20 protein-coding genes and 1 pseudogene are annotated in these 22,754 nt (G+C 66.9%); 8 read left to right on the forward strand and 13 right to left on the reverse strand.

Going from position 1 to position 22,754, the window contains the following annotated elements:
• Window positions 1-28 precede the first annotated feature (28 nt).
• Complete coding sequence (locus ACTJJX_RS12905; protein WP_003107722.1) at window positions 29-544, forward strand: Mpo1 family 2-hydroxy fatty acid dioxygenase; 516 nt, start codon at window positions 29-31, stop codon at window positions 542-544.
• Between the two features lie 39 nt (window positions 545-583).
• Here ACTJJX_RS12905 and ACTJJX_RS12910 read toward each other — a convergent pair whose 3' ends face one another.
• A complete protein-coding gene (locus ACTJJX_RS12910; RefSeq protein ID WP_003084230.1) occupies window positions 584-1,342 on the reverse strand; it encodes a M48 family metallopeptidase in 759 nt (252 codons plus the stop codon).
• Window positions 1,343-1,513: 171 nt separating this feature from the next.
• Complete coding sequence (locus tag ACTJJX_RS12915; protein WP_003459202.1) at window positions 1,514-2,266, reverse strand: sulfite exporter TauE/SafE family protein; 753 nt, start codon at window positions 2,264-2,266, stop codon at window positions 1,514-1,516.
• 93 nt (window positions 2,267-2,359) lie between these two features.
• On the opposite strand from ACTJJX_RS12915, the gene ACTJJX_RS12920 reads away from it, so the two are divergent.
• Complete coding sequence (locus tag ACTJJX_RS12920) at window positions 2,360-3,058, forward strand: ArsR/SmtB family transcription factor (RefSeq protein WP_003104488.1); 699 nt, start codon at window positions 2,360-2,362, stop codon at window positions 3,056-3,058.
• Between the two features lie 13 nt (window positions 3,059-3,071).
• Here the strand turns inward: ACTJJX_RS12920 and ACTJJX_RS12925 are convergent, their stop codons facing one another.
• From ACTJJX_RS12925 to ACTJJX_RS12950, 6 genes are all read right to left on the reverse strand, one after another.
• Complete coding sequence (locus ACTJJX_RS12925) at window positions 3,072-4,061, reverse strand: sulfate/molybdate ABC transporter ATP-binding protein (protein ID WP_003104490.1); 990 nt, start codon at window positions 4,059-4,061, stop codon at window positions 3,072-3,074.
• Between the two features lie 3 nt (window positions 4,062-4,064).
• Window positions 4,065-4,934: a sulfate ABC transporter permease subunit CysW gene (gene cysW, locus ACTJJX_RS12930; RefSeq protein ID WP_003084239.1), complete on the reverse strand. Its 870-nt coding sequence runs from the start codon at window positions 4,932-4,934 to the stop codon at window positions 4,065-4,067.
• A gap of 10 nt (window positions 4,935-4,944) precedes the next feature.
• Window positions 4,945-5,763, reverse strand: a complete 819-nt coding sequence (cysT, locus tag ACTJJX_RS12935; RefSeq protein ID WP_003084241.1) for a sulfate ABC transporter permease subunit CysT — start codon at window positions 5,761-5,763, stop codon at window positions 4,945-4,947.
• Between the two features lie 161 nt (window positions 5,764-5,924).
• Window positions 5,925-6,923, reverse strand: a complete 999-nt coding sequence (locus ACTJJX_RS12940; protein WP_003084243.1) for a sulfate ABC transporter substrate-binding protein — start codon at window positions 6,921-6,923, stop codon at window positions 5,925-5,927.
• Window positions 6,924-7,099: 176 nt separating this feature from the next.
• Window positions 7,100-7,282 carry a sulfur starvation response protein OscA gene (gene oscA, locus ACTJJX_RS12945; protein ID WP_003084246.1) on the reverse strand — a complete coding sequence of 61 codons (183 nt, stop codon included), beginning with the start codon at window positions 7,280-7,282 and terminating at the stop codon, window positions 7,100-7,102.
• A 163-nt stretch (window positions 7,283-7,445) separates the two neighbouring features.
• Window positions 7,446-9,728, reverse strand: coding sequence for a putative bifunctional diguanylate cyclase/phosphodiesterase (locus ACTJJX_RS12950; protein WP_003118137.1), 2,283 nt, complete (start codon window positions 9,726-9,728; stop codon window positions 7,446-7,448).
• Between the two features lie 171 nt (window positions 9,729-9,899).
• Here ACTJJX_RS12950 and desA point away from each other — a divergent pair, with 171 nt between their 5' ends.
• The 6 genes from desA to ACTJJX_RS12980 all read left to right on the forward strand — a co-directional run bounded on the left by desA (window position 9,900) and on the right by ACTJJX_RS12980 (window position 17,798).
• Complete coding sequence (gene desA, locus ACTJJX_RS12955; protein ID WP_003104496.1) at window positions 9,900-11,078, forward strand: delta-9 fatty acid desaturase DesA; 1,179 nt, start codon at window positions 9,900-9,902, stop codon at window positions 11,076-11,078.
• A gap of 228 nt (window positions 11,079-11,306) precedes the next feature.
• Window positions 11,307-12,692, forward strand: coding sequence for a sodium:solute symporter (locus ACTJJX_RS12960; RefSeq protein ID WP_023082624.1), 1,386 nt, complete (start codon window positions 11,307-11,309; stop codon window positions 12,690-12,692).
• 55 nt (window positions 12,693-12,747) lie between these two features.
• Window positions 12,748-13,704, forward strand: a complete 957-nt coding sequence (gene speB, locus ACTJJX_RS12965) for an agmatinase (protein ID WP_003104498.1) — start codon at window positions 12,748-12,750, stop codon at window positions 13,702-13,704.
• Window positions 13,705-13,756: 52 nt separating this feature from the next.
• Window positions 13,757-14,719: a LysR family transcriptional regulator gene (locus ACTJJX_RS12970; RefSeq protein ID WP_016852348.1), complete on the forward strand. Its 963-nt coding sequence runs from the start codon at window positions 13,757-13,759 to the stop codon at window positions 14,717-14,719.
• 112 nt (window positions 14,720-14,831) lie between these two features.
• Window positions 14,832-15,803 carry a GGDEF domain-containing protein gene (locus ACTJJX_RS12975; protein WP_003104500.1) on the forward strand — a complete coding sequence of 324 codons (972 nt, stop codon included), beginning with the start codon at window positions 14,832-14,834 and terminating at the stop codon, window positions 15,801-15,803.
• Between the two features lie 612 nt (window positions 15,804-16,415).
• The gene (locus ACTJJX_RS12980) at window positions 16,416-17,798 is read left to right on the forward strand and encodes an OprD family porin (RefSeq protein ID WP_003084265.1); all 1,383 of its coding nucleotides are present in this window, start codon (window positions 16,416-16,418) and stop codon (window positions 17,796-17,798) included.
• A 134-nt stretch (window positions 17,799-17,932) separates the two neighbouring features.
• On the opposite strand, the gene aguA is transcribed toward ACTJJX_RS12980, so the two are convergent.
• From aguA to ACTJJX_RS13005, 5 genes and pseudogenes are all read right to left on the reverse strand, one after another.
• Window positions 17,933-19,039, reverse strand: coding sequence for an agmatine deiminase (gene aguA, locus ACTJJX_RS12985; RefSeq protein WP_016852349.1), 1,107 nt, complete (start codon window positions 19,037-19,039; stop codon window positions 17,933-17,935).
• 85 nt (window positions 19,040-19,124) lie between these two features.
• Complete coding sequence (gene aguB, locus ACTJJX_RS12990; RefSeq protein WP_003111119.1) at window positions 19,125-20,003, reverse strand: N-carbamoylputrescine amidase; 879 nt, start codon at window positions 20,001-20,003, stop codon at window positions 19,125-19,127.
• Window positions 20,004-20,165: 162 nt separating this feature from the next.
• On the reverse strand, window positions 20,166-20,831 hold the full coding sequence (locus ACTJJX_RS12995; protein WP_016852350.1) for a TetR/AcrR family transcriptional regulator: 666 nt from the start codon (window positions 20,829-20,831) through the stop codon (window positions 20,166-20,168).
• Between the two features lie 60 nt (window positions 20,832-20,891).
• A complete protein-coding gene (locus ACTJJX_RS13000) occupies window positions 20,892-21,953 on the reverse strand; it encodes a polyamine ABC transporter substrate-binding protein (RefSeq protein WP_003107781.1) in 1,062 nt (353 codons plus the stop codon).
• Window positions 21,954-22,208: 255 nt separating this feature from the next.
• Window positions 22,209-22,754, reverse strand: a pseudogene (locus tag ACTJJX_RS13005) (glutamine synthetase); the annotation flags it as partial.

Here is a 22,754-nt window from a genome sequence, read left to right on the forward strand (position 1 = left end):
GCGAGAACCCTGGCGTGAGACCACAACAATGAAAACCCTAGTCGATCACCTTGCGCAATACGCCGCCTACCACCGCGACCGGCGCAACATCTTCAGCCATTTCATCGGCATTCCGATGATCGTCCTCTCCATCGCCGTGTTGCTGGCGCGGCCGGCGCTGGGGTTCGGCCTGTCTCCGGCGCTGCTGCTGGCGCTCGCCGCGGCGCTGTTCTACCTGCGCCTGGACCTGCGCTTCGGCGTGGCCATGACGGCGCTGCTGGCGCTGACGGTGTGGGGCGCTGCGCAATTGGCGGCGGGGACTACCGCGGCCTGGCTGGGCTGGGGCGTCGGCCTGTTCGTGGTCGGCTGGATCATCCAGTTCGTCGGTCATTACTACGAAGGGCGCAAGCCGGCCTTCGTCGACGATCTCAGCGGGTTGATCGTCGGTCCGCTCTTCGTGCTGGCGGAACTGGCCTTTCTGCTGGGGCTGCGCGGCGACGTGCAGCGCGAGGTCGAGGAGCGCGCCGGCCCGACCTGCATTCGCGAGCACAAGCGGGCGGCGTGAGGCGGTCTCCCGCGAGCGCGGGAGACCGGGGTGGGAGCGTTACTTGCGATCCGCAGCGATGCGCTGGCGGATGTGATCGGCGCGGGCCTGGGAGCCCGGGTGCGAATCGAACATGCTGCTGTCGCCGCCGCCCAGCTTGGCCAGCTTCTCGAAGGCGGTGACCAGGCCCTGGGTGTTCACTCCGCGCTTCTTCAGTAGCTCGTAGGAGAAATCGTCGGCGTCGGATTCCTGGGACTGGGAGAACTGCGCGTTGACCAGCGATTCGGTGAGTTCGCCCAGCTGGGAGCCGGACAGGGCGGCCAGCGCGCCGCTCTTCGAGGCGCCGGCGGCGCCGCGCACCGCGGCGGCCGCGTAGGCGGTCTGGGCGGCCTTGCGGGTGTGGCCGAGGGCGACGTGGCCCATCTCGTGGCCGAGTACGCCTTCGATCTCGTTGTCGCTCATCAGCTCCATCAGCCCGCTGTAGACGCGGATGCAGCCGTTGGCCATGGCCCAGGCGTTGACCTCCTCGGTGAGGTAGACCTTGTAGTTCACCGGCACGCCGTCGATCTGGTCGCCCAGGGCCTTGGCGATCTTGTCCAGGCGCTGGCCGTACTTGCTGTTGGCCGGGGCGATGCGGTTTTGCTGGTCGGACTCGGCGCAGGCCTGGTCGGCGACCTGGCGGACCTCGGCGTCGCTCAGGGTTGCAGCCTTCACCGCCATCATGCCGTGCTGCATGAGGTCCCCCTGGGGCAGGTTCTGGCAGCCGGCCAGGGTGGCGCAGGCGAGGGCCAGGGCGGAAAGGGAAAGACGGGTCTTCATCGTGTGCTCCTTGCGATAGGTGGCGTTCCGTGCCGGACGGGCGTGTTCCGCCCGGTGCCGCGCGCCCGGTGGGGGTCGCGCGGCGGCGGATGATAGCGACTTGTGCCGTTCGTCGGAAGTCCCGCGAAGGCCGCAGGCCCGCCCTGGCGGGTGCGCAATGCGTCCCTGGCGTCAGTGGAAACCGCGCCAGGCGAGGTCGGCGCCGAGCAGCAGGAGACCGACGAAGAAGCAGCGCCTGAACAGCGTCGCGCTGATCCGCTGGCGCAGCCACTGGCCGAGGAGCATCCCGCCCAGCGCCGGGACCAGGGTCAGCAGCGAGGCGCCGAGCATCTGCGGTTCGAGCAGGTCGCCATGCACGCCGAGAGTGACCGCCAGGGCCAGGGTCGAGGCGCTGAACGACAGGCCGAGGGCCTGGACCAGTTCGTCGCGCTGCAATCCTAGGGCTCCCAGGTAGGGCACCGCGGGAATCACGAAAATCCCGGTGACCGCGGTCAGCGCGCCGGTCGCCAGCCCGACCAGCGGGCCGGCCCAGGGCTCGTGGCGTGCCGGCAGGTGCAGCGGGATCGCGGCCAGGCCGAGCAGCGCGTAGGCCGCCAGGGCCAGGCCGAGCACGCCGGTGGCCTGCCTTGGTGCGTCGCCGCCGAGCCATGCGCCGACCAGCAGGGTGCCCACGATCACCCCGAGCAGCAGGCCGGCCAGGCGCTTCATCAAGCCGAGGAAGCGCGGGCCGCAGGCGAGCTGCCAGAGGTTGGTCACCATCGACGGCACGATCAGCAGCGCCGCCGCCTGCATCGGCGGCATGGCCAGGCCGAGCAGGCCCACCGAGACCGTCGGCAGGCCCAGGCCGACCACGCCCTTGACGAAGCCCGCGAGAAGGAAGGTGAGGGCGATCAGTGGGATCAGGGCGTGGAGGTCGACGGACATGCGGGTTCTTCCTTGTCTCGGGCTGGCGCGAACGGGCGATGGCGGCCAGTATCTCTCGTCGTCGACAGGCAATGTTTCATCCGGAGGTGAAGCATGCAATTCAATCCCGGCTTCAGTTCGCTGGCGGCGCTGCTCGCCGATCCCGGCCGCGCGCAGATGATCTGGGCACTGATGGATGGCAGCGCCCGCCCGGCCAGCGAGCTGGCGCTGCTGGCGGGCGTCTCGCCGTCCTCCGCCAGCGGCCACCTGGGACGGCTGGTCGAGGGCGGCGTGCTGAGCCTGGAGGCGCGCGGGCGCAATCGCTTCTATCGCCTGGCCGGGCCGGAAGTGGGACAGGCGGTGGAAGCGCTGGCCAGCGCCTCCCTGGCCCTGCAGCCGCAGCGGCGCAGCCTGCCGCCGAGCCACGGCACGCCGTCGGCGTTGCGCGAGGCGCGGACCTGCTACGACCACCTGGCCGGCGAACTCGCGGTCGGTGTGTTCGCACGGATGCTGGATGCCGGCTGGATCGAGCAGGAGGGCAGGACGCTGCGCCTGAGCGCGACCGGCGAGGCCGGGCTGGCCAGGTTGGGAATCGACCTGGCGGAGGTCCGCCGCCGCCGTCGGCAGTTCGCCTGCGCCTGCCCCGACTGGAGCGAACGCAAGCCGCACCTCGGCGGCGCGCTGGGGGCGGCGTTGCTGGAGGCCTGTCTGCGCCAGGGCTGGTTGCGGCCGCAGGACGGCTCGCGGGCGTTGCAGGTGTCGTCGAAGGGCCGCGCGGGACTGCGCGGCCTGGCGGAGCGCACGGCGGGCTGAACCCGCCGCGGGATCAGAGATTGGCCACCGGCTGGAAGGCCTTCGGCTTGAAGTAGAGGGTCTCGCCGCGGGCCAGGCCGGCCAGGCTGTCGTGGTCCTTCACCACTTCGGCTTCGATCAGTTCGTCCTGGCCGTCGACCTTCAGCGTTACCCGGGTGATCGCCCCCAGCGGACGGATGTCGCGGACCTCGGCGGCGCGGTGCTCGGCCACCGCGGAACGCGACAGCGACACTTCGTGGGGGCGGAACAGCAGGTGCTGGTCGTTGCCCAGTTGCAGGCGGTTGGAGTCGCCGAGGAAGTGGTAGACGAAATCGCTGGCCGGGTTCTCGTAGACCTCGCCGGGCGAGCCGATCTGCTCGATCACGCCCTTGTTCATCACCACGATGCGGTCGGCCACTTCCATCGCTTCTTCCTGGTCGTGGGTGACGAACACCGAGGTCAGGTTGATCTCCTCGTGCAGGCGCGCCAGCCAGCGGCGCAGCTCCTTGCGTACCTTGGCGTCGAGGGCGCCGAAGGGTTCGTCGAGGAGCAGGATCTTCGGCTCCACCGCTAGCGCGCGGGCCAGGGCGATACGCTGCCGCTGGCCGCCGGAGAGCTGCTCGGGATAGCGGTCGGCGAGCCAGTCGAGTTGCACCATGTTGAGCAGCTCGTGGACCTTGGCCTTGATCGCGGACTCGCCCGGCCGCTCGCCCTTGGGCTTCATGCGCAGGCCGAAGGCGACGTTGTCGAACACCGTCATGTGGCGGAACAGCGCGTAGTGCTGGAAGACGAAGCCGACGTTGCGGTCGCGCACGTCGTGCTGCGAGACGTCCTCGCCATGGAACACGATGTTGCCGGCGTCCGGGGTTTCCAGCCCGGCGATGATCCGCAGCAGGGTGGTCTTGCCGCACCCGGAGGGGCCGAGCAGGGCCACCAGCTCGCCGCTCTGGATATCCAGGTTGATGTTGTCCAGGGCCTTGAAGGCGTTGAAGTTCTTGCTGACGTTACGGATTTCGATGCTCATGGTTCATTCCTCGTCAGCATTGCTTTTCAGTCGGGACATGCGGGATTCGCTCCACTGCTTGAGCAGAAGGATGACCAGCGCCATCAGCAGCAACAGGCTGGCGACGCTGAAGGCGGCGACATGGTTGTATTCGTTGTAGAGGATCTCGACGTGCAGCGGCAGGGTGTTGGTGACACCGCGGATATGCCCGGAAACCACCGACACCGCGCCGAACTCGCCCATCGCCCGCGCGGTGCAGAGCACCACGCCGTAGATCAGGCCCCACTTGATGTTCGGCAGGGTCACGTGCCAGAACATCTGCCAGCCGTTGGCGCCGAGCAGGCGGGCGGCTTCCTCCTCCTGGGTGCCCTGCTCCTGCATCAGCGGGATCAGTTCGCGGGCGACGAAGGGCACGGTGACGAAGAGGGTCGCCAGGACGATGCCGGGCACCGCGAAGACGATCTGGATGTCGTGGTCGCTCAGCCATTCGCCGAAGTAGCCCTGGGCGCCGAACAACAGCACGTAGATCAGGCCGGCGATCACCGGCGAGACCGAGAACGGCAGGTCGATCAGGGTCACCAGGATGCTCTTGCCGCGAAACTCGAACTTGCTCACGCACCAGGCGGCGGCGACACCGAACAGCAGGTTGAGCGGCACCGAGATGGCCACCGCGATCAGGGTCAGCTTCAGCGCGGCCAGCGCGTCGGGTTCGAGGATCGCCTCGAAGAAGGTGCCGAAACCCTGCTTCAGCGCCTCGCTCAGGACCACGTAGAGCGGCAGCAGGAGGAACAGGGCGAAGACCAGCCAGGCCAGGACGATCAGAGCCAGGCGGCCGCCGGCGTTGCCGCGGCGGGAGGCGCTGGCGGTGGCAGCGGAAATGCTTGCACTGGACATGGCGCCCTCCTTACGGGGTTTCGATGCGACGCTGCAGCAGGTTGATCAGCAGCAGCAGGATGAAGGACACCACCAGCATCAGCACGCCGATGGCGGTGGCGCCGGTGTAGTCGTACTGGTCCAGCTTGACCATGATCAGCAGCGGCAGGATCTCGGTCTTCATCGGCATGTTGCCGGCGATGAAGATCACCGAGCCGTATTCGCCGACGCCCCGGGCGAAGGCCAGGGCGAAACCGGTCAGCCAGGCCGGCAGCAGCGCCGGCACGAGGATATGGCGGAACACCTGCAGCGGCCTGGCGCCGAGGCAGGCGGCGGCTTCCTCGACTTCCTTGGGAATGTCGGCGAGCACCGGCTGCACCGTGCGGACCACGAACGGCAGGGTCACGAAAGTCAGCGCCAGGGTGATCCCCAGGGGGGTATAGGCGATCTTGAAGCCGAGGTCGCTGGCGAACTGTCCGACCAGGCCGGCCGGCGCATAGAGCGCGGTGAGGGCGATACCGGCGACGGCGGTGGGTAGGGCGAAGGGCAGGTCGATCATGGCATCGATGATCTTCCGTCCGGGGAATTCGTAGCGCACCAGGACCCAGGCCAGCAGCGTGCCGATCAAGCCGTTGAGCACGGCGGCGGCGAGCGCGGTGCCGAAGCTCAGCTTGAGCGCGGCGAGCACCCGCGGCGCGCTGATGATGGCCCAGAATTGCTCCCAGCTGAGCTGGGTGGTCTTGAGGAACATGGCCCCCAGCGGGATCAGGACCAGCAGGCTGAGGTACACCAGGGTGTATCCCAGGGTCAGCCCGAAGCCGGGTATGACCGGGGAAATGCGTCGTGACATGTTCTGTCCTTACTCTGCGTTGGAACGCTTGGTGGCTCTCCCGGTGCCGGTTCCTTCCGGCAGTGGGCCCGGTACGGGACCGGGCCTGCTAGCCCCCTCGCCCGTCCGGGAGAGGGTCTGGAAGAGGGGCCGTGGTTCGGGCGACGGGTCTGCCGTCGCGATCATTGCGCCTGGTAGATCTGGTCGAAGATGCCCCCGTCGTTGAAGAACTTCGGCTGGGCCGTCTTCCAGCCGCCGAAATCGGAGTCGACGGTGACCAGGTTCAGTTTCGGGAACTGCGTGGCGAACTCGGCGGCGACCTTCTGGTTGCGCGGCCGGTAGAAGTTCTGCGCGGCGATGCGCTGGCCTTCCTCGCTGTACAGGTATTGCAGGTAGGCCTCGGCGACCTTGCGGGTGCCTTTCTTCTCGACCACCTTGTCGACCACCGCGACCGGCGGTTCGGCGAGGATGGAGATGGAGGGCACGACGATCTCGAAGTTTTCCCCGCCCTGTTCCTTCTTCGCCAGGAACGCCTCGTTCTCCCAGGCCAGCAGCACGTCGCCGATCTGGTTGTTGACGAAGGTGATGGTCGAGCCGCGGGCGCCGGTGTCGAGTACCGGTACGTGCTTGTACAGCGCCTGCACGTAGTCCTTGGCCTTCTCGTCGCTGCCGTACTGCTTCTTCGCCCAGGCCCAGGCGGCGAGGAAGTTCCAGCGCGCGCCGCCGGAGGTCTTCGGGTTCGGCGTGATGACTTCCACGCCTTCCTTGGTCAGGTCGCCCCAGTCCTTGATTCCCTTGGGGTTGCCCTTGCGCACCAGGAACACGATGGTCGAGGTGTAGGGGGTGCTGTTGTCCGGCAGGCGTGCCTGCCAGTCGGCCGGCAGCAGCTTGCCGAGCTTGTGCAGTTCGTCGATGTCGCCGGCCAGGGCCAGGGTCACCACGTCGGCCTTGAGCCCGTCGATCACCGCGCGGGCCTGCTTGCCGGAGCCGCCGTGGGACTGCTGGACGGTCAGGTCCTCGCCGCCCTGGGCCTTCCAGTGCTTGATGAAGGCCGCGTTGTAGGCCTGGTACAGCTCGCGGGTCGGGTCGTAGGAAACGTTCAGCAGTTGCGTGGCTGCGGCAACCGGGCCGGAGACCAGGGCGCTGGCGAGTGCGGCCAGGGCGAAACGACGAAGGGACATGTGCAGCTCCTAGGTGTGTGCTGTTTCGATTGTTCTAATGGGGTGTTGGCGGAACGACGGGAACACCGGGCGTCAGGCGCGCATTCGCGGCCGACAGCTGCAGTACCGGTGCGGATGGGGTATCGAACGGATGTTCATGGCGAGACGCCTCCGGTGGTCCAGTCGGGTCGTGTGCTTCAGGCCTGCTTGACGGCCGGTTGCTGCAGACGGAATTTTTCCTTGCGCTCGATCTGCACCACCTGGCCGTTGTGCACGGTGATCTCGACGGCGCCGAAGCGCAGGCCGCGCAGGGCACTCTGGATTTCACGCAGGATGGTGGCTTCGTCCTGGCCATCCAGGCTTCTGAGGGTTGCGCTCATGGGTCTCTGCTCCTGTGGCTCGAGGTGCCGCGTTGCTCGACGAAGTGGAGGCGGCGTGAGGCGCATAGTAAGCAGTGGGCAATATTCTTAAAAATATTGTTTAAGAATCTTTATAGGTAAAGTGGTTATAAGACGGCGAAGCGGCCCGGCTTCGCCGCCAGGCTCAGTCTTCCGGCAGCGACACGGGCGGCAGGTCGAAGCGCAGCGCTTCCGCCGGTTGCGGCCGTCCGTACCAGTAGCCTTGGCCGAAGTCGCAGCCATGTTCGCGCAGGAACAGCGCCTGGTCCTGGTGCTCGATGCCCTCGGCAACCACCCGCAGCCCCATGCTTTGCGCCAGGGCAACGATCGCCCGGGCGATCGCGGCGTCGTCCACCGCGCCGGGCAGGCCGGCGACGAAGCCCTGGTCGATCTTCAGCTTGTGCACCGGCAGCCGCTTGAGGCGCATCAGCGAGGAATAGCCGGTGCCGAAGTCGTCGATGGCCAGGTTCACGCCGAGGATGCGCAGGCGGCAGAGCAGGTTGAGGGACTGCTCGAAGTCCTCCATCACCGCGCTTTCGGTGACTTCCAGCTCCAGGTAGCGGGGCTCCAGCCCGGACTCTTCCAGGGCATTGGCGATCCTTTCCTCCAGGCCGCCGCGGTTGAACAGCCGGCTGGAGACGTTGACCGCGACGAACTCCAGCTCGACGCCGCGCTGTTGCCACTCGCGCATCTGCCGGCAGGCACGCTTGAGCACCCAGTTGTCCAGCGCGGCGATCAGCCCGCATTCCTCCGCCACCGGGACGAACTCGCCTGGCGGCACCAGGCCGCGCTCGGGATGCTGCCAGCGCACCAGCGACTCGACGCCGACGATCCGCCCGCTGGCCAGGTCGTGCACCGGCTGGTAGTGGACGCGCAGTTCGTCGTGATCCAGCGCATGGCGCAGGGCCGATTCCACCTGGACATGGGCGCGGGCCCGGGCGGTCAGCACGCGGGTGTAGAAGGCGTAGGCGTTACGCCCGCTGTCCTTGGCCTGGAACAGCGCGGCGTCGGCGTGTTGCATCAGGTGGTCGACGTCGCTGGCGTCTTCCGGGTAGAGGCTGACACCGAGGCTTGCGCTGATATAGATCGGCTGGCAGTGGATGTCGAACGGCGCGTTGAAACCGTCGAGGATGCGCTGCGAGAGTCGCGCGACGGCTTCCGGGTCGTCGTTCTCGACGAGGATGGCGAATTCGTCGCCGCCCAGTCGCGACAGCAGGCAGCGCTCGTCGAGCTGGTGTTGCAGGCGCTTGCTGACCTCCTTGAGGAGCATGTCGCCAGTTGTATGGCCGAGGCTGTCGTTGATGTGCTTGAAGTGGTCGAGGTCGATCAGCAGCAGGGCCCCGGCCACCGTCCGGTCCTTGCCGTTCTCCAGCGCCTGCTCGATGCGCTCGCGCAGCAGCACGCGGTTGGGCAGGCCGGTCAGCGAGTCGTGGTGGGCGAGGAAGTCCAGCTCGTTCTCCGAGCGCTTGATGCTGCTCAGGTCGGAGAACACCCCGACGTAGTGGGTCAACTGGCCCTGGTCGTTGCGCACCACGCGGATGTGCAGCCACTGCGGGTAGATCTCGCCGCTCTTGCGCCGGTTCCAGATTTCTCCGCTCCAGACGTCCTGCTCGCGCAGGGCCAGCCACAGGCGCTGGTAGAACGCCTGGTCCTGGCGGCCGGAGCGGAGGATCGCCGGGGTCTTGCCGAGCACGTCTTCGGAGCGGTAGCCGGTGATGCGCTCGAAGGAAGGGTTGACGTGCACGATCACCGCCTGTGCATCGGTGACCAGAACGCCCTCGCGGGTGCTGTCGAATACCGCCGCGGCCTGGCGCAGGTGGTCTTCCTTGAGCCGCTGCAGGGTGATGTCGCGGGCCACGCCAGTGTAGTGCAGCGGCTTGCCCAGGGCGTCGCGGAGGACCCGGCCGCGCGAGTGGATCCAGCGGTAGTCGCCGTCCTTGTGGCGCAGGCGGTAGATGTGGTCGAGATTGTCGGTCAGGCCCTGCAGGTGGTTGCGGTGGGCCTCCAGCACGGTGGCGTACTCTTCGGGGTGCAGGCGCTTCTTCCAGGTCTCGATGGGGTCGCCGAGTTCCTCCGGAGCGAGGCCGATCAGCGCGGCGTAGCCCGGCGAGACGAACATCCGGTCGGTCACCAGGTCCCAGTCCCAGAGTCCGTCGCGCACCGCTTCCAGGGCGCGGTTCAGGCGCTGCTCGCTGCCGTGCAGTTCGTCGTAGGCCTGGGCCTTGCGGCGGAACTGGCGTACCAGGTAGAGGTACAGGAGCAGGCCGGTTGCGGCGAAGAAGAACAGCCGCTTGGCGGTCATCCAGAACACCAGTTGGTCGTGGTCCTGGACCTGGTTTTGTAACAAATGATCGCTCAGGAACGCCCAGGCGATGGCGATTGCGAGATAAGCCAGGCTCAGGCGAAGGGCACTCAGGCGGGGGCTCATGGGATTTTCAGTGGGCAATTATTGGCCGGGCAGTATAAATGATGGCCATCCGGCCCTGTTCATATCTAAAAGAACGGATGGTAATCCCCAGCCGCTTGGTGATAATGCCCCCAGGTTTTGTCAGACAAGGCCCTCATCACTCCCAAGTCCCCCCGAGGTTCAGTACCGCCTATGTGGTTCAACGGTTTTCTCGACCTGTCGCCGTGGCAACTGGTGGCAGTTACCCTGGTGCTGACGCATATCACCATCGTCAGCGTGACCGTCTACCTGCATCGCTATTCCGCCCACCGTGCACTCGACCTGCACCCCGCGCTGCAGCACTTCTTCCGTTTCTGGTTGTGGTTGACCACAGGGATGAACACGCGCGAATGGACCGCGATCCACCGTAAGCACCATGCCAAGTGCGAGACCGTCGAGGATCCGCACAGCCCGGTGCACAAGGGCCTGTTCACCGTCCTGCGCGCAGGCGCGGAGCTGTACAAGGCCGAGGCGAAGAACCAGGACACCCTGCGCATCTACGGCAAGAACTGCCCGGACGACTGGATCGAGCGCAATCTCTACTCGCGCTTCCCGATCGGCGGCGTGGTGCTGATGGCGCTCATCGACCTGGCCCTGTTCGGCGCCCTTGGCCTGACCGTCTGGGCCGTGCAGATGGTATGGATTCCGTTCTGGGCCGCCGGCGTGGTCAACGGCCTCGGCCACGCGGTCGGCTATCGCAACTTCGAATGCCGCGACGCTGCCACCAACCTGGTGCCCTGGGGCATCCTCATCGGCGGCGAAGAGCTGCACAACAACCACCACACCTACCCGAACTCGGCCAAGCTGTCGGTGAAGAAGTGGGAATTCGACCTGGGCTGGGCCTGGATCAAGCTGTTCAGCTTCCTGCGCCTGGCCAGGGTCGCCCGGGTCGCGCCGATCGCCCATCGGGTCGAGGGCAAGCACAGCCTGGACATGGACACCGCCATGGCGATCCTCAACAACCGCTTCCAGATCATGGCGCAGTACCGCAAGCTGGTGATCGCGCCGCTGGTCAAGCAGGAAGTGGCCAAGGCCGACGAGTCGGTGCGCCACCTGTTCCGCCGCGCCAAGCGCCTGCTGTCGCGCGAGACCAGCCTGCTGCAGGACCGCCACCACGTGCGCATCGACTCGATGCTCGCCCACAGCCAGGCGCTGAAGGTGATCTACGAGAAGCGCCTGGCGTTGCAGCAGATCTGGGCCAAGACCAGCGCCAACGGCCACGACATGCTGGCGGCGATCAAGGACTGGGTGCATGAGGCGGAAGCCAGCGGTATCCAGTCGCTGAAGGAGTTCGCCGCGCAACTGAAGACCTACTCGCTGCGTCCCGCCTGACGCCTGGCGCGCCCTCGCGGGTGCGTCAGCCGCCTCTGCAACGCGCCGGCTCCTGCCGGCGCGTTGCGTTTCGGCGTCGCCAGTGCGACGCCCCGCCGATACTTCTCTTCCTCCGCAAGTCGACTTGCCCGATCCGGGATTCAGCCCGGGCGGCGCCCGGCCTATCTTCGGCGTGCCCAGGCGCCACGCCGGGCGTCACGTAGAACAACAAGAAAAGGAGCGCGGGCGATGTTGCTGGATTACCTGATCATGCTGGTCTACGCCCTGGCCATGCTGGGCCTGGGCTGGTACGGAATGCGCAAGGCGAAGAGCCAGAGCGATTTCCTCGTCGCCGGACGCCGCCTCGGCCCCGGCCTCTACCTGGGAACCATGGCCGCGGTGGTGCTCGGCGGCGCGTCGACCATCGGTACGGTCAAGCTCGGCTACCAGTTCGGCCTGTCCGGCTTGTGGCTGGTGTTCATGCTCGGCCTGGGGATCATCGTCCTCAGCCTGGTGTTCTCGCGGCAGATCGCGCGCCTGCGGGTGTTCACCGTGACCCAGGTGCTGGAGCAGCGCTACCAGGCCTCCTCGCGCCTGATCGGCGGGGTGGTCATGGTCGCCTACGACCTGATGGTGGCGGTCACCGCGACCATCGCCATCGGCTCGGTCACCGAGGTGGTATTCGGCATCCCGCGGATCCCGGCGATCCTCTGCGGTGGCGGGATCGTCATCGTCTATTCGGTGATCGGCGGCATGTGGTCCCTTACGCTGACCGACATCATCCAGTTCGTGATCAAGACCGTCGGTATCTTCCTGGTCTTGCTGCCGTTGTCGATCGACGGCGCCGGTGGCCTGGCGCGCATGCAGGAGGTGCTGCCGGCGGGCTTCTTCGACCTCGGCCACATCGGCCTGGATACCATCCTCACCTACTTCCTCCTGTACTTCTTCGGCGCGCTGATCGGCCAGGACATCTGGCAGCGGGTGTTCACCGCGCGCAGCGAGACGGTGGTGCGCTACGCCGGGCTTGGCGCCGGCGTCTACTGCATGCTCTACGGCGCCGCCTGCGCGCTGATCGGCGCGGCGGCGCGGGTCCTCCTGCCGGACCTGGCGGTGCCGGAGAACGCCTACGCCGAGATCACCCGCGAGGTACTGGCGCCGGGCCTGCGCGGCCTGGTGGTGGCGGCCGCGCTGTCGGCGATCATGTCCACCGCCAGCGGGTGCCTGTTGGCGGCGGCCACCGTGCTGCAGGAAGACATCTACGCGCGCTTCCTCCGCCCCGGTACCACCAGCGACATCCGTCTGAGCCGTTGCATCACCCTGCTGATGGGCGTGGCGATGCTGGTCCTGGCGTGCCTGGTCAACGATGTCATCGCGGCCCTGAGCATCGCCTACAACCTGCTGGTCGGCGGCCTGCTGGTGCCGATCGTCGGCGCGCTGCTGTGGCGCCGGGCCAGTCCGCAGGGGGCGATCGCCAGCATCGTCGCCGGTTGCCTGGCGGTGATCGCCTGCATGGCCCGCGACGGCCTGCTCGCCAACTCGCCGATCGTCTACGGCCTGCTGGCCAGCCTGGCGACCTTCGCCGCGGTCAGCCTGGCTACCCGTCCTGCCGCCAGCCTGCGAGCCCAGCCGGAATGAACCCACCGCGCCGGGCGGCGCCCGGCGCTTTCTTCCCGCCACACGGAGACGCCCCATGTCGAACGACCATCCGCAGCCCCTCGACGCCGCCGAGATTCCACGCTTCGCCGGTATCCCGACCTTCATGCGCCTGCCGGCGTTCACCGACCCGGCGGCGCTGCAGGTCGGCCTGATCGGCGTGCCCTGGGATGGCGGCACCACCAACCGCGCCGGTGCCCGCCATGGCCCGCGCGAGGTGCGCAACCTGTCCAGCCTGATGCGCAAGGTGCATCACGTCAGCCGCATCGCGCCCTACGACCTGGTGCGGGTCGGCGACCTCGGTGATGCGCCGGTGAATCCCATCGACCTGCTCGATTCGCTGCGCCGCATCGAAGGCTTCTATCGCCAGGTCCATGCCGCCGGTACCCTGCCGCTGTCGGTCGGTGGCGACCACCTGGTGACCCTGCCGATCTTTCGCGCCCTGGGTCGCGAGCGGCCGCTGGGCATGGTGCATTTCGATGCGCATTCCGATACCAACGACCGCTACTTCGGCGACAACCCCTACACCCACGGCACGCCATTCCGCAGGGCCATCGAGGAAGGTCTGCTCGACCCGCTGCGCACGGTGCAGATCGGCATTCGCGGCTCGGTGTATTCGCCGGACGACGACGCTTTCGCCCGCGAGTGCGGCATCCGCGTGATCCACATGGAAGAGTTCGTCGAACTGGGCGTCGAGGCGACCCTGGCCGAAGCCCGGCGGGTGGTGGGCGACGGGCCGACCTATGTGAGTTTCGACGTCGACGTGCTCGACCCGGCCTTCGCGCCTGGCACCGGCACCCCGGAGATCGGCGGCATGACCAGCCTCCAGGCCCAGCAACTGGTCCGCGGCCTGCGCGGGCTGGACCTGGTCGGCGCCGACGTGGTGGAAGTCTCGCCGCCGTTCGATGTCGGCGGCGCCACGGCGCTGGTGGGGGCGACCATGATGTTCGAACTGCTCTGCCTGCTTGCCGAGTCGGCCGCGCGAAGCGCCTGACGGCGTTCCGCCGGCCTGGCTTTGGCGCTATAACGAAGGCGGACCGAACGCCATGGGGGCGGGAATGCTGGGCAACCTCAACGACATCGACCTGCGCATGCTGCGCACCTTCTGCGCCATCGTCGAGGCCGGCGGCTTCACTGCCGCCCAGGCGCGCCTGAACACCAGCCTGTCGCGCCTGAGCGTGCTGGTGCGCGACTTGGAGGTGCGCCTGGGCTATTCCCTGTGCCGGCGCGGCAACGGCGGTTTCCAGTTGACCGAGGAGGGGCAGGAGCTCTACGACGCCGCGCTCGGCCTGTTCAGCGACATCGCCCGTTTCCGCGAGCAGGTCCGCGGTCTCGGCGGGCGCGATCGCGAGGCGTTGCACCTGGGCTGCGTCGATGGCGTCATCGGCCAGCATTGCCTGCCGTTGCCGCTGGCCATCCGGCTGTTTCGCCAGCGCGCCCCGGAGGTGCTGCTCAAGCTGCACACGCGGCGTCCCGACGAACTCGAACACGCGGTGCTGGAAGAGCGCCTGCAACTGGCGGTGGGGGCCTTCCACCACCGGTTGTCCGGGCTCTACTACCAACCCCTGTTCCGCGAGGAGCAGAACCTCTATTGCGGCAGCGCGCACCCCTTCTTCGCCCGGGCGGACGACGAACTGGCGCTGGACGAGATCTGCGCCGCCGACTATGTCGGCCGCGGCTACATGGCGGAAAACCACCGCCCGCACGACCTGCGCTTCAACCAGGGAACCGACGCCTACACCATGGAGGCCATCGCTACCCTGGTCTTCAGCGGCACCTACATCGGCTACCTGCCGACGCACTATGCCGCCACCTGGGTCGCCGAAGGGCGCATGCGGGCGATCCGGCCACGGCAACTGGCCTACGACTCGGAATTCCATTGCATTACCCGCCAGGGACACGAAGAACGACCGACCCTGACCCTGTTCCTGCGCTCGCTGTTCGAGGCGCAGAAACAATTGGGCGTGCAGGCTCCGGCGAATACGAACGGCATCGCTCGGCAATTGTGATCGAGCGCACTGGCTGGAGCCTTTCCCTGCCGTTCGGCGGGCATTTCTGTATCGCCGCGACCCCTGCGCTAAGTTGGCGGTCGAACCCGTTCCGCGAGCAGAGCGACGATCCATGGACGACCTAACCGGCATTCCCGAAGACCCGCAGGAGGCCGCGCTGGCCTTGCTGCACAGCCGTGCCGAAGTGGCCCGGCTGAAGGAGCGCGAGCAACTCTTCAGCGCCTTGCTGGCCAGCGTCAACTCGGTGCTCTGGGCCTACGACTGGCAGAACCGGCGGATGGTCTACGTCAGCCCCGCCTACGAGAAAATCTTCGGCCGTTCCGCGGCGCTGCTGCTGGCGGACTACGAGGAGTGGCGCAACAGCATCTACCCGGACGACCTCGACTACGCCGACAGCAGCCTGCTGCAGGTGCTCGAACGTGGCGCCGTGGAACAACGCGAATACCGCATCGTGCGCGGCGACGGCGAGGTCCGCTGGCTCAACGACAAGTGCTTCGTCAGTCGCCAGGGCGAGGCGGGACTGCCGCTGATGGTGGTGGGCATCGCCGAGGACATCACCGACAAGAAGCACATGGAGAGCGAGCTGCAACGGTTGGCCACCACCGACGTGCTGACCCAGAGCAGCAACCGTCGCTATTTCTTCGACAGTGCCGAGGCGGCCTTCAAGGAGTGTCGCCGCGAAGGGATACCTTTGGCGTTCCTGCTGCTGGACGTCGATGACTTCAAGAAGATCAACGACCGCTTCGGCCACCAGGTCGGCGACCAGGTCCTCCAGCGTATCGCCCAGAGCGGCAGTGCCGCGCTGCGCCGTGGCGACTTGTTCGGGCGGATCGGCGGCGAGGAGTTCGCCGTGCTGCTGCCCGGCTGCGACGAGCAGACCGCGCGACAGATCGGCGAACGCCTGCAGCGCGAGGTGCAACGCCTGCGCTTCCAGGAGGGCGAGCACAGCTTCGGGATCACCGTCAGCCAGGGCCTGACGGTCCTCCAGGCCGATGACGAGGGACTCGGTGCCCTCTACAGCCGGGCCGACGCCGCGATGTACTCGGCCAAGCGCCAGGGCAAGGACTGCATCGTCGTGGGCTGACCGCTGGGCAAACGTTTCCGTTTTGTCGACGGCGCCACGGAATACCTCTTTGGGGAGGCGACCGGCAGGTCGCGGCTGCGGTACAATATTCCTTAAAGCTATTAAATATGAATAATTAATTCTTTTTAGGTTTATTGCGGATATTTTACTGTTTATTACCCACGCGCTATAAAGCGCGGGAAATAACGATTTCTGAAACGTGGCGGTAACTCGCCAGAAAGGAAGCTGTAATAGGCGGTTTTCTGCCGACACCCTTCGGCCCGTCAGCCGGGAGAAGGGCAGGAAGCCCGAGAGGACGCGAAGGCGGAGCCCGATGGAAAGATTGGCTTACAAATTGCCTTCACTGGCGGTGGGTCGAGACACCCGCCGCACAATAACAAGACACGAGTACGCCCATGCACACGCTTCCGTTCGCTGCCTCCCTGCCTGCTTGCCTGCCCCGTCGTTCCATCGTCGCGGGTTGCGCCGTTTCCTGATCCATCGAATGCCGAGTTTCGCGCGCGCCATCTTCCGGGATGGTACGGCGCTCAGTGTTTCAACGACCGGTCGGGCCCACGCGTTCCACTTCCCCCGACCGGAAGACAATTAGCAATACCAATGGGGAAAAGACCAATGAAGAGTCGCAAGATCAACAAGTCACGACTGGCCCTGGCCATCACTGCCGGTACCCTCGGTGCCCTGGCGCAACAGGCGGTCGCCGCCGGTTTCATCGAGGACAGCAAGGCATCGCTGACCCTGCGCAACTTCTACATCAATACCGACAACCGCAATGGCACCGCCTCGCCGAGCAAGCAGGAAGAGTGGGGCCAGGGCTTCATCCTGAATTACCAGTCGGGCTTCACCCAGGGCACCGTCGGCTTCGGCGTCGACGCGCTGGGCCTGCTCGGCGTGCGCCTGGACGGCGGCGGCCGTGCCGGCAAGAGCGGCCTGGACCGCCAGCCGGGCACCGTGTTCCCGCTGGAAAGCAACGGCGAGCCGGTGCACGACTTCGCCAGCCTGGGCCTGACCGCCAAGGCCAAGGTGTCCAACACCGAGTTCCGCTACGGCACCCTGCAGCCGAAGCTGCCGGTGGTCACCTACAACGACGGCCGCCTGCTGCCGGTCACCTTCGAGGGCGGCCAGGTCACCTCGACCGACCTCAAGGACTTCACCCTGGTTGCCGGCCAACTGGAGCACTCCAAGGGCCGTAACTCCACCGACAACCGCAGCCTGAGCATCGCCGGCGCCAACGGCAGCAGCGCCAGTTCGCGCGACAGCAACAAGTTCTACTACGCGGGTGGTGACTACAAAGTCAACAAGGACCTGACCCTGCAGTACTACTACGGCAACCTGGACGACTTCTACAAGCAGCACTTCCTCGGCCTGATCCACAACTGGCAGATTGGCCCGGGCGTCCTGAAGACCGACCTGCGCGCCTTCGACAGCAGCTCCGACGGCAAGAACGGCAGCCGTTCCGGCCGTGCCGACGGCTACGTCAGCAGCGGCTACTACGGCAGCGGCGTGACCAAGGGCGAAGTCGACAACCGCGCCTTCAGCGGCCTCTTCACCTATACCGTCAGCGGCCACAGCATCGGCGCCGGCTACCAGATCCTCAACGGCGACAGTGACTTCCCGTTCCTGAACCGTGGCGATGGCGAAGGTTCTACCGCGTACCTGATCACCGACGTGCAGATCGGCAAGTTCCAGCGTGCCGGCGAGCGCACCTGGCAGGTCCGCTACGGCTACGACTTCGCCACCGTCGGCGTGCCGGGCCTGACCTTCAACACCATTTACCTGAGCGGCGACAAGATCAAGACCGCCCGCGGCGACCAGAGCGAGTGGGAACGCGATATCTCCCTGGCCTACGTGATCCCGGACGGCACCTTCAAGGGCCTGGGCTTCACCTGGAAGAACGCCTCCTTCCGCAGCGGCCTGCCGGCTGCCGGTTCGAGCAACAACCAGCGCGACCAGGACGAGAACCGCCTGATCGTCAGCTACACCCTGCCGCTGCTGTAAGCTCCGGCCGGACAGGAAAAAGCCCGCGTCCTCCTGGAGGACGCGGGCTTTTTTCATTCATGGCGCCACTCGGCGTGTCGGGCCGGCCAGGGCGAACAGCGCCGCGGCTGGCCATCCGCCCTGCGGGATGCCCGTCAGGCCTTGCGCGGCGCCGGTTGCTGCTGGGTGATGCAATGGATGTTGCCGCCGCCGAGGAGGATCTCGCGCCCCGGGACCATCACCACCTCGTGCTCGGGGAACACGCGCTGGAGGATCGCCCTGGCCTCGGCGTCCTTGGGATCGTCGAAGCTCGGCGCGACGATGCCGCCGTTGACGATCAGGAAGTTCACGTAGGAGCCGGCCAGGCGAATGGAGGGATCGCGCGGCTGGCTGCCCTCGACGATATCCACGCCGTCGCACTCTTCCTGGGTCGCGTACAGCGGGCCGGGGATCGGCATCTTGTGTACCACCAGCTTGCGTCCCTTGGCGTCGCGGCTTTCTTCCAGCACGCGGAGGGCGGCCTGGCAGCGCAGGTAGTTCGGGTCGTCCTGGTCGTCGGTCCAGGCCAGCAGCACCTCGCCGGGACGCACGTAGCAGCAGAAGTTGTCGACGTGGCCGTCGGTCTCGTCGTTGTAGAGGCCGTTCGGCAGCCAGATGATGCTCTCCACCGCAAGGTAGTCGCGCAGGGTCCGCTCGATCTCCGCCTGGCTCAGGTGCGGGTTGCGGTTGTGGTTGAGCAGGCATTCCTCGGTGGTGATCAGCGTGCCTTCGCCGTCGACGTGGATCGAGCCGCCCTCGAGGACGAAGTCGTCGGTGCGGTAGCGGGCGCGCCGTTCGATCTCGAGGATCTTGCGTGCCACCTGGTCGTCGCGCTGCCAGGGGAAGTACAGGCCGCCTTCGAAGCCGCCCCAGGCGTTGAAGCCCCAGTCGACGCCGCGTACATCGCCCTTGTCGTCGATGACGAAGGTCGGGCCGGTGTCGCGGACCCAGGCATCGTCGTTGCTGATTTCCACGACGCGGATGTTGCCGTCGTCGAGGCGTGCGCGCGCGTTCTCGTACTGCCCGGCGCTGGCGCAGACGGTGACCGGCTCGAAGCGCGCGATGGCCTTGGCCACCGCGGCGAAGGCCGCCTGGGCCGGCTTGCCGCCGTTGCGCCAGTTGTCCGGGCGTTCCGGCCAGACCATCCAGGTCTGCTCGTGGGGTTCCCATTCGGCGGGCATGCGGAAGCCGTCGGCGCGTGGGGTGCTGGTCGGGTTGCTCATCGCTGCTCCTGAAATCGTTGCTATGCGCGGCGGACGCCGGCGCGGAATGCGCGGGGCGTCCCCGCGCGGATCGTTTCCCGAGGCCTCACGACTCCAGCGAACCGTCCAGGGTCTTCAGCGGACCGTAGAGGTTCGGCCGGCGGTCGCGGAACACGCCCCAGGCGCTGCGGGTGCGCTCCAGCGCATCGAGGTCGAAGGTGTGGACAAGGATACCTTCCTCGGTGCGGTTCAGCTCCTCGACTTTCTCGCCGAACGGGTCGGCGATGAACGAAGAACCATAGAAGGTGATGTCGTAGCCATCCTGCTCCTCGCGGCCGATGCGGTTGGAAGCCACCAGCGGCATCAGGTTGGCTCCGGCATGGCCTTGCTGCACGCGCTGCCAGTGATCGCGCGAGCTGATGCTGGCGTCGTGCGGTTCGCTACCGATGGCGGTCGGGTAGAACAGGAGTTCCGCGCCGAGCAAGGCCATGCTGCGCGCCGATTCGGGGAACCACTGGTCCCAGCAGATACCGACGCCGATCCGTGCGTAGCGGGTCTGCCAGACCTTGAAGCCGGTGTCGCCCGGATTGAAGTAGTACTTCTCGTGGTAGCCCGGGCCGTCCGGGATGTGGCTCTTGCGGTAGACCCCGAGGTTGCCGCCATCGGCGTCGATGACCGCGATGCTGTTGAAGCGGGCGCGCCCGGCGCGTTCGAAGAAGCTGATCGGCAATACCACCTGCAACTCCCGGGCGAGGGCCTGGAAGTGGGCGATGGCGGCGTTCTCCTCGACCGTGGTGGCCAGCTGCAGGTAGTCCGGGTTCGGCTTCTGGCAGAAGTAGGGGGTCTCGAACAGTTCCTGGATCAGGATGATCTGCGCACCCCTGGCGGCGGCCTGGCGCACCAGTTTCTCGGCGCGGGCGATGTTCGCCGGACGATCCCAGGAGCAGGCCATCTGGGTGGCGGCGACGGTGACGTTGCGGGTCATGGAGCACCTCGTGTGCTGGCTCGGATGGCTGCCGGGCTTGGCGGCGGCCGGTTGTGGGTCGGGCGGGCGGGAACGGGGTGTCGCGCCCGATCGAGTGATGGGCGGATTTATATCCGATAAAAATCGGACTGTGAAGCGGTTTAAGGGGGTGTTATGGATTTTCTATCGATTTAAATCGGATATAAATCCGGATAATGGTTCGCTACGCTTTTCCAGGATCGGCGGCAGGTAGAGCCCCAGGTAGGCGTCGAACACCCGCATGCCTTCTTCCGCCAGGCGTGCGTCGATGATCCCGTGACGCTGGACCGACAATGCGTAGACGCGATCGCCTAGCTCCATGGCCAGGCTGAAGATCTCGATATCGGTCGGCAGCGGTGGCAGCAGGAAATGCCGCTCGAACAGGGCGCGCATGGCCTGGCCGAGTTGCACGTCATGCTGGCGATCGGCCTGGGTGACTTCGGCCAGGCCGTGGCTGGCGAGAATCAGTTGGCGGGCCGCCGCGTCGCGGGCGTAGACCGCCAGCATGCGCTCCTCGACGATCCGCGACAGGTCGCGCCAGCAGCGCAGGCCTGCATGGTCCACCGGCTGTTCGAGGCACGCGCGGAAGGCGGCGTGGACCTCGCCGGTCAGCCCCTGGAGCAGGGCCGGCACGCTGGGGAAGAAGTGGTAGACCGACGATGGCGGCATTTCCGCGCGTTCGGCCACGCTATAGATGGTCAGGCCGCTGATGCCTTCGTCGGCGAGCAGGCCGCGGGCGGCGTCGAGGATCGCGGCGATCCGGGCCTGGCTGCTGGCGCGGGGCTTGCGGGTGGACGAGGTGGGCTGCATGGCGGGTCTCCGGGCGTGAGCGGCTATTGGACGCCAGCTCACGCGACCGGAGCAAGCCGCTCAGTGGCTGGCGCCGCGGAAGGCCTTCCAGATCTCGTCGACCACCGGCCGGAGCTTTTCCGGCGGCGTTTCCAGGGCGAACAGGCGGCGGCTGGTGTCGCGGTCCGGATACAGGCCCGGTTGCTGGCGCAGGGCGGGATCGAGGAAGCCGGCGGCGTCGGCGTTGCCGCTGGGGTAGAGGGTGGCGGCGGTGATCTGTGCGGCGATCTTCGGTTGCATCAGGTAGTCGATGAAACGGTGCGCCTCGCGTGGATGCTGGGCGCCGGCCGGGATCACCAGGTTGTCGATGAACAGCACCGAGCCTTCCTGCGGTACCTCGAAACTTACCGGCTGGCCCGCCTTGGCCGCGCGCAGGGCGTCGCCGACCCAGGCCATGGCCAGGCAGAGGCGACCGCCTTCGAGGTCGGCGATGTAGCGCTCGCTGTCGACGTAGCGCAGGTTCGGTCGCAGTCCGTGCAGCGCCTCGGCGGCGCGGCGTACCTGGCTCGGCGCAGTACGACCGAGGTTGCGGCCCTGGTAGTTGAGGAGGATCGCCAGGGTTTCGTCCGGCGCGTCCAGCAGGCTGATGCCGCAGCTTTTCAGGCGCTGGCTCTGGCTGGCGTCGAACAGCAGGCTCCAGCTGTTGGGCAGCGGCCCGCCATAGGCGGCTTCGGCCTGCGGGGTATTGATGGCCAGGCCTACGGCACCCCATAGATAGGGGACGGCGTGGCGATTGTCAGGATCGACCGCGGCCAGTTTGCTCAGCAATTGACGGTCGAGATGGCTGCGGTTGGGCAGCTGGGTGAAGTCCAGCGGCCGCAGCAGGTTGTCCTTCAGCAGGGCCGGCAGGGTGTCGTGGGAGGGGACGGCGACGTCGATCGCCTCGCCACTGCGCAGCGCCTTGTCCAGTTCCTCGGCGGTGGCGAAGGTGTGGTACTCGACGCGGATGCCGGTGTCCTTCTGGAAGGACTCGAGCACCTGCGGGTCGATGTAGTCGTTCCAGTTGTAGACGCGCAGGGTCTCCTCGGCCTGGGCCAGCCAGGGTGCGAGGGCGAGGAACAGCAGGGCGGAAAGGCGGGGCATGGAATCTTCTCGCTGGACGGAACGGAGCGGACGATGGTGCCGGAGCCAGGCGGCAGAGGCATTGATGCAGGCCAGCATCGAGTCTGGCGGGAGGCGTGGCGGCAGGCTGTGCCGTGGCGCACATTTCCTGGTTCCGAGAAAAGGACCGGGGCGGTTTCCCAGACACAGACGCCCCCGCGTTGAGTGTCTGCGAAACCGCCCCGGATTTCGCTGCGTACGGCGCCGGCCCAGGACCGGCGCGCCGATACCGCTACCTCAGACGGTATGCAGGTACCAGTTGTACTCGAGGTCGGAGATCGAGTGCTCGAACTCCTCCAGCTCGCTTTCCTTGCAGGCGACGAAGATGTCGATGTACTTCGGGTCGATGTACTTCGCCATGATCTCGCTTTCGTCCAGCTCGCGCAGGGCGTCGCGCAAGTTGTTCGGCAGGCTCGGCTCCATCTGCTCGTAGGAGTTGCCTTCGATCGGCGCGCCCGGCTCGACCTTGTTGGTCAGCCCGTGATGAACGCCTGCCAGCACCGCTGCCAGTAGCAGGTAGGGGTTGGCGTCGGCACCGGCCACCCGATGTTCCAGGCGTACCGCGTCCGGGCTGCCGGTGGGCACGCGCAGGGCCACGGTGCGGTTGTCCAGGCCCCAGCTCGGCGCGTTCGGCACGTAGAACTGCGAACCGAAGCGGCGGTAGGAGTTGACGTTCGGGCAGAGGAAGGCCATGGAGGCCGGCAGGGTCTCGAGCACACCGCCGATCGCATGGCGCAATGCGGCGTTCTGCTCGGGATCCTCGCTGGTGAAGATGTTGTTGCC

This window comes from Pseudomonas sp. 22490, assembly GCF_052044465.1.
In the GTDB taxonomy this organism is placed as follows: Bacteria; Pseudomonadota; Gammaproteobacteria; order Pseudomonadales; family Pseudomonadaceae; genus Pseudomonas; species Pseudomonas aeruginosa.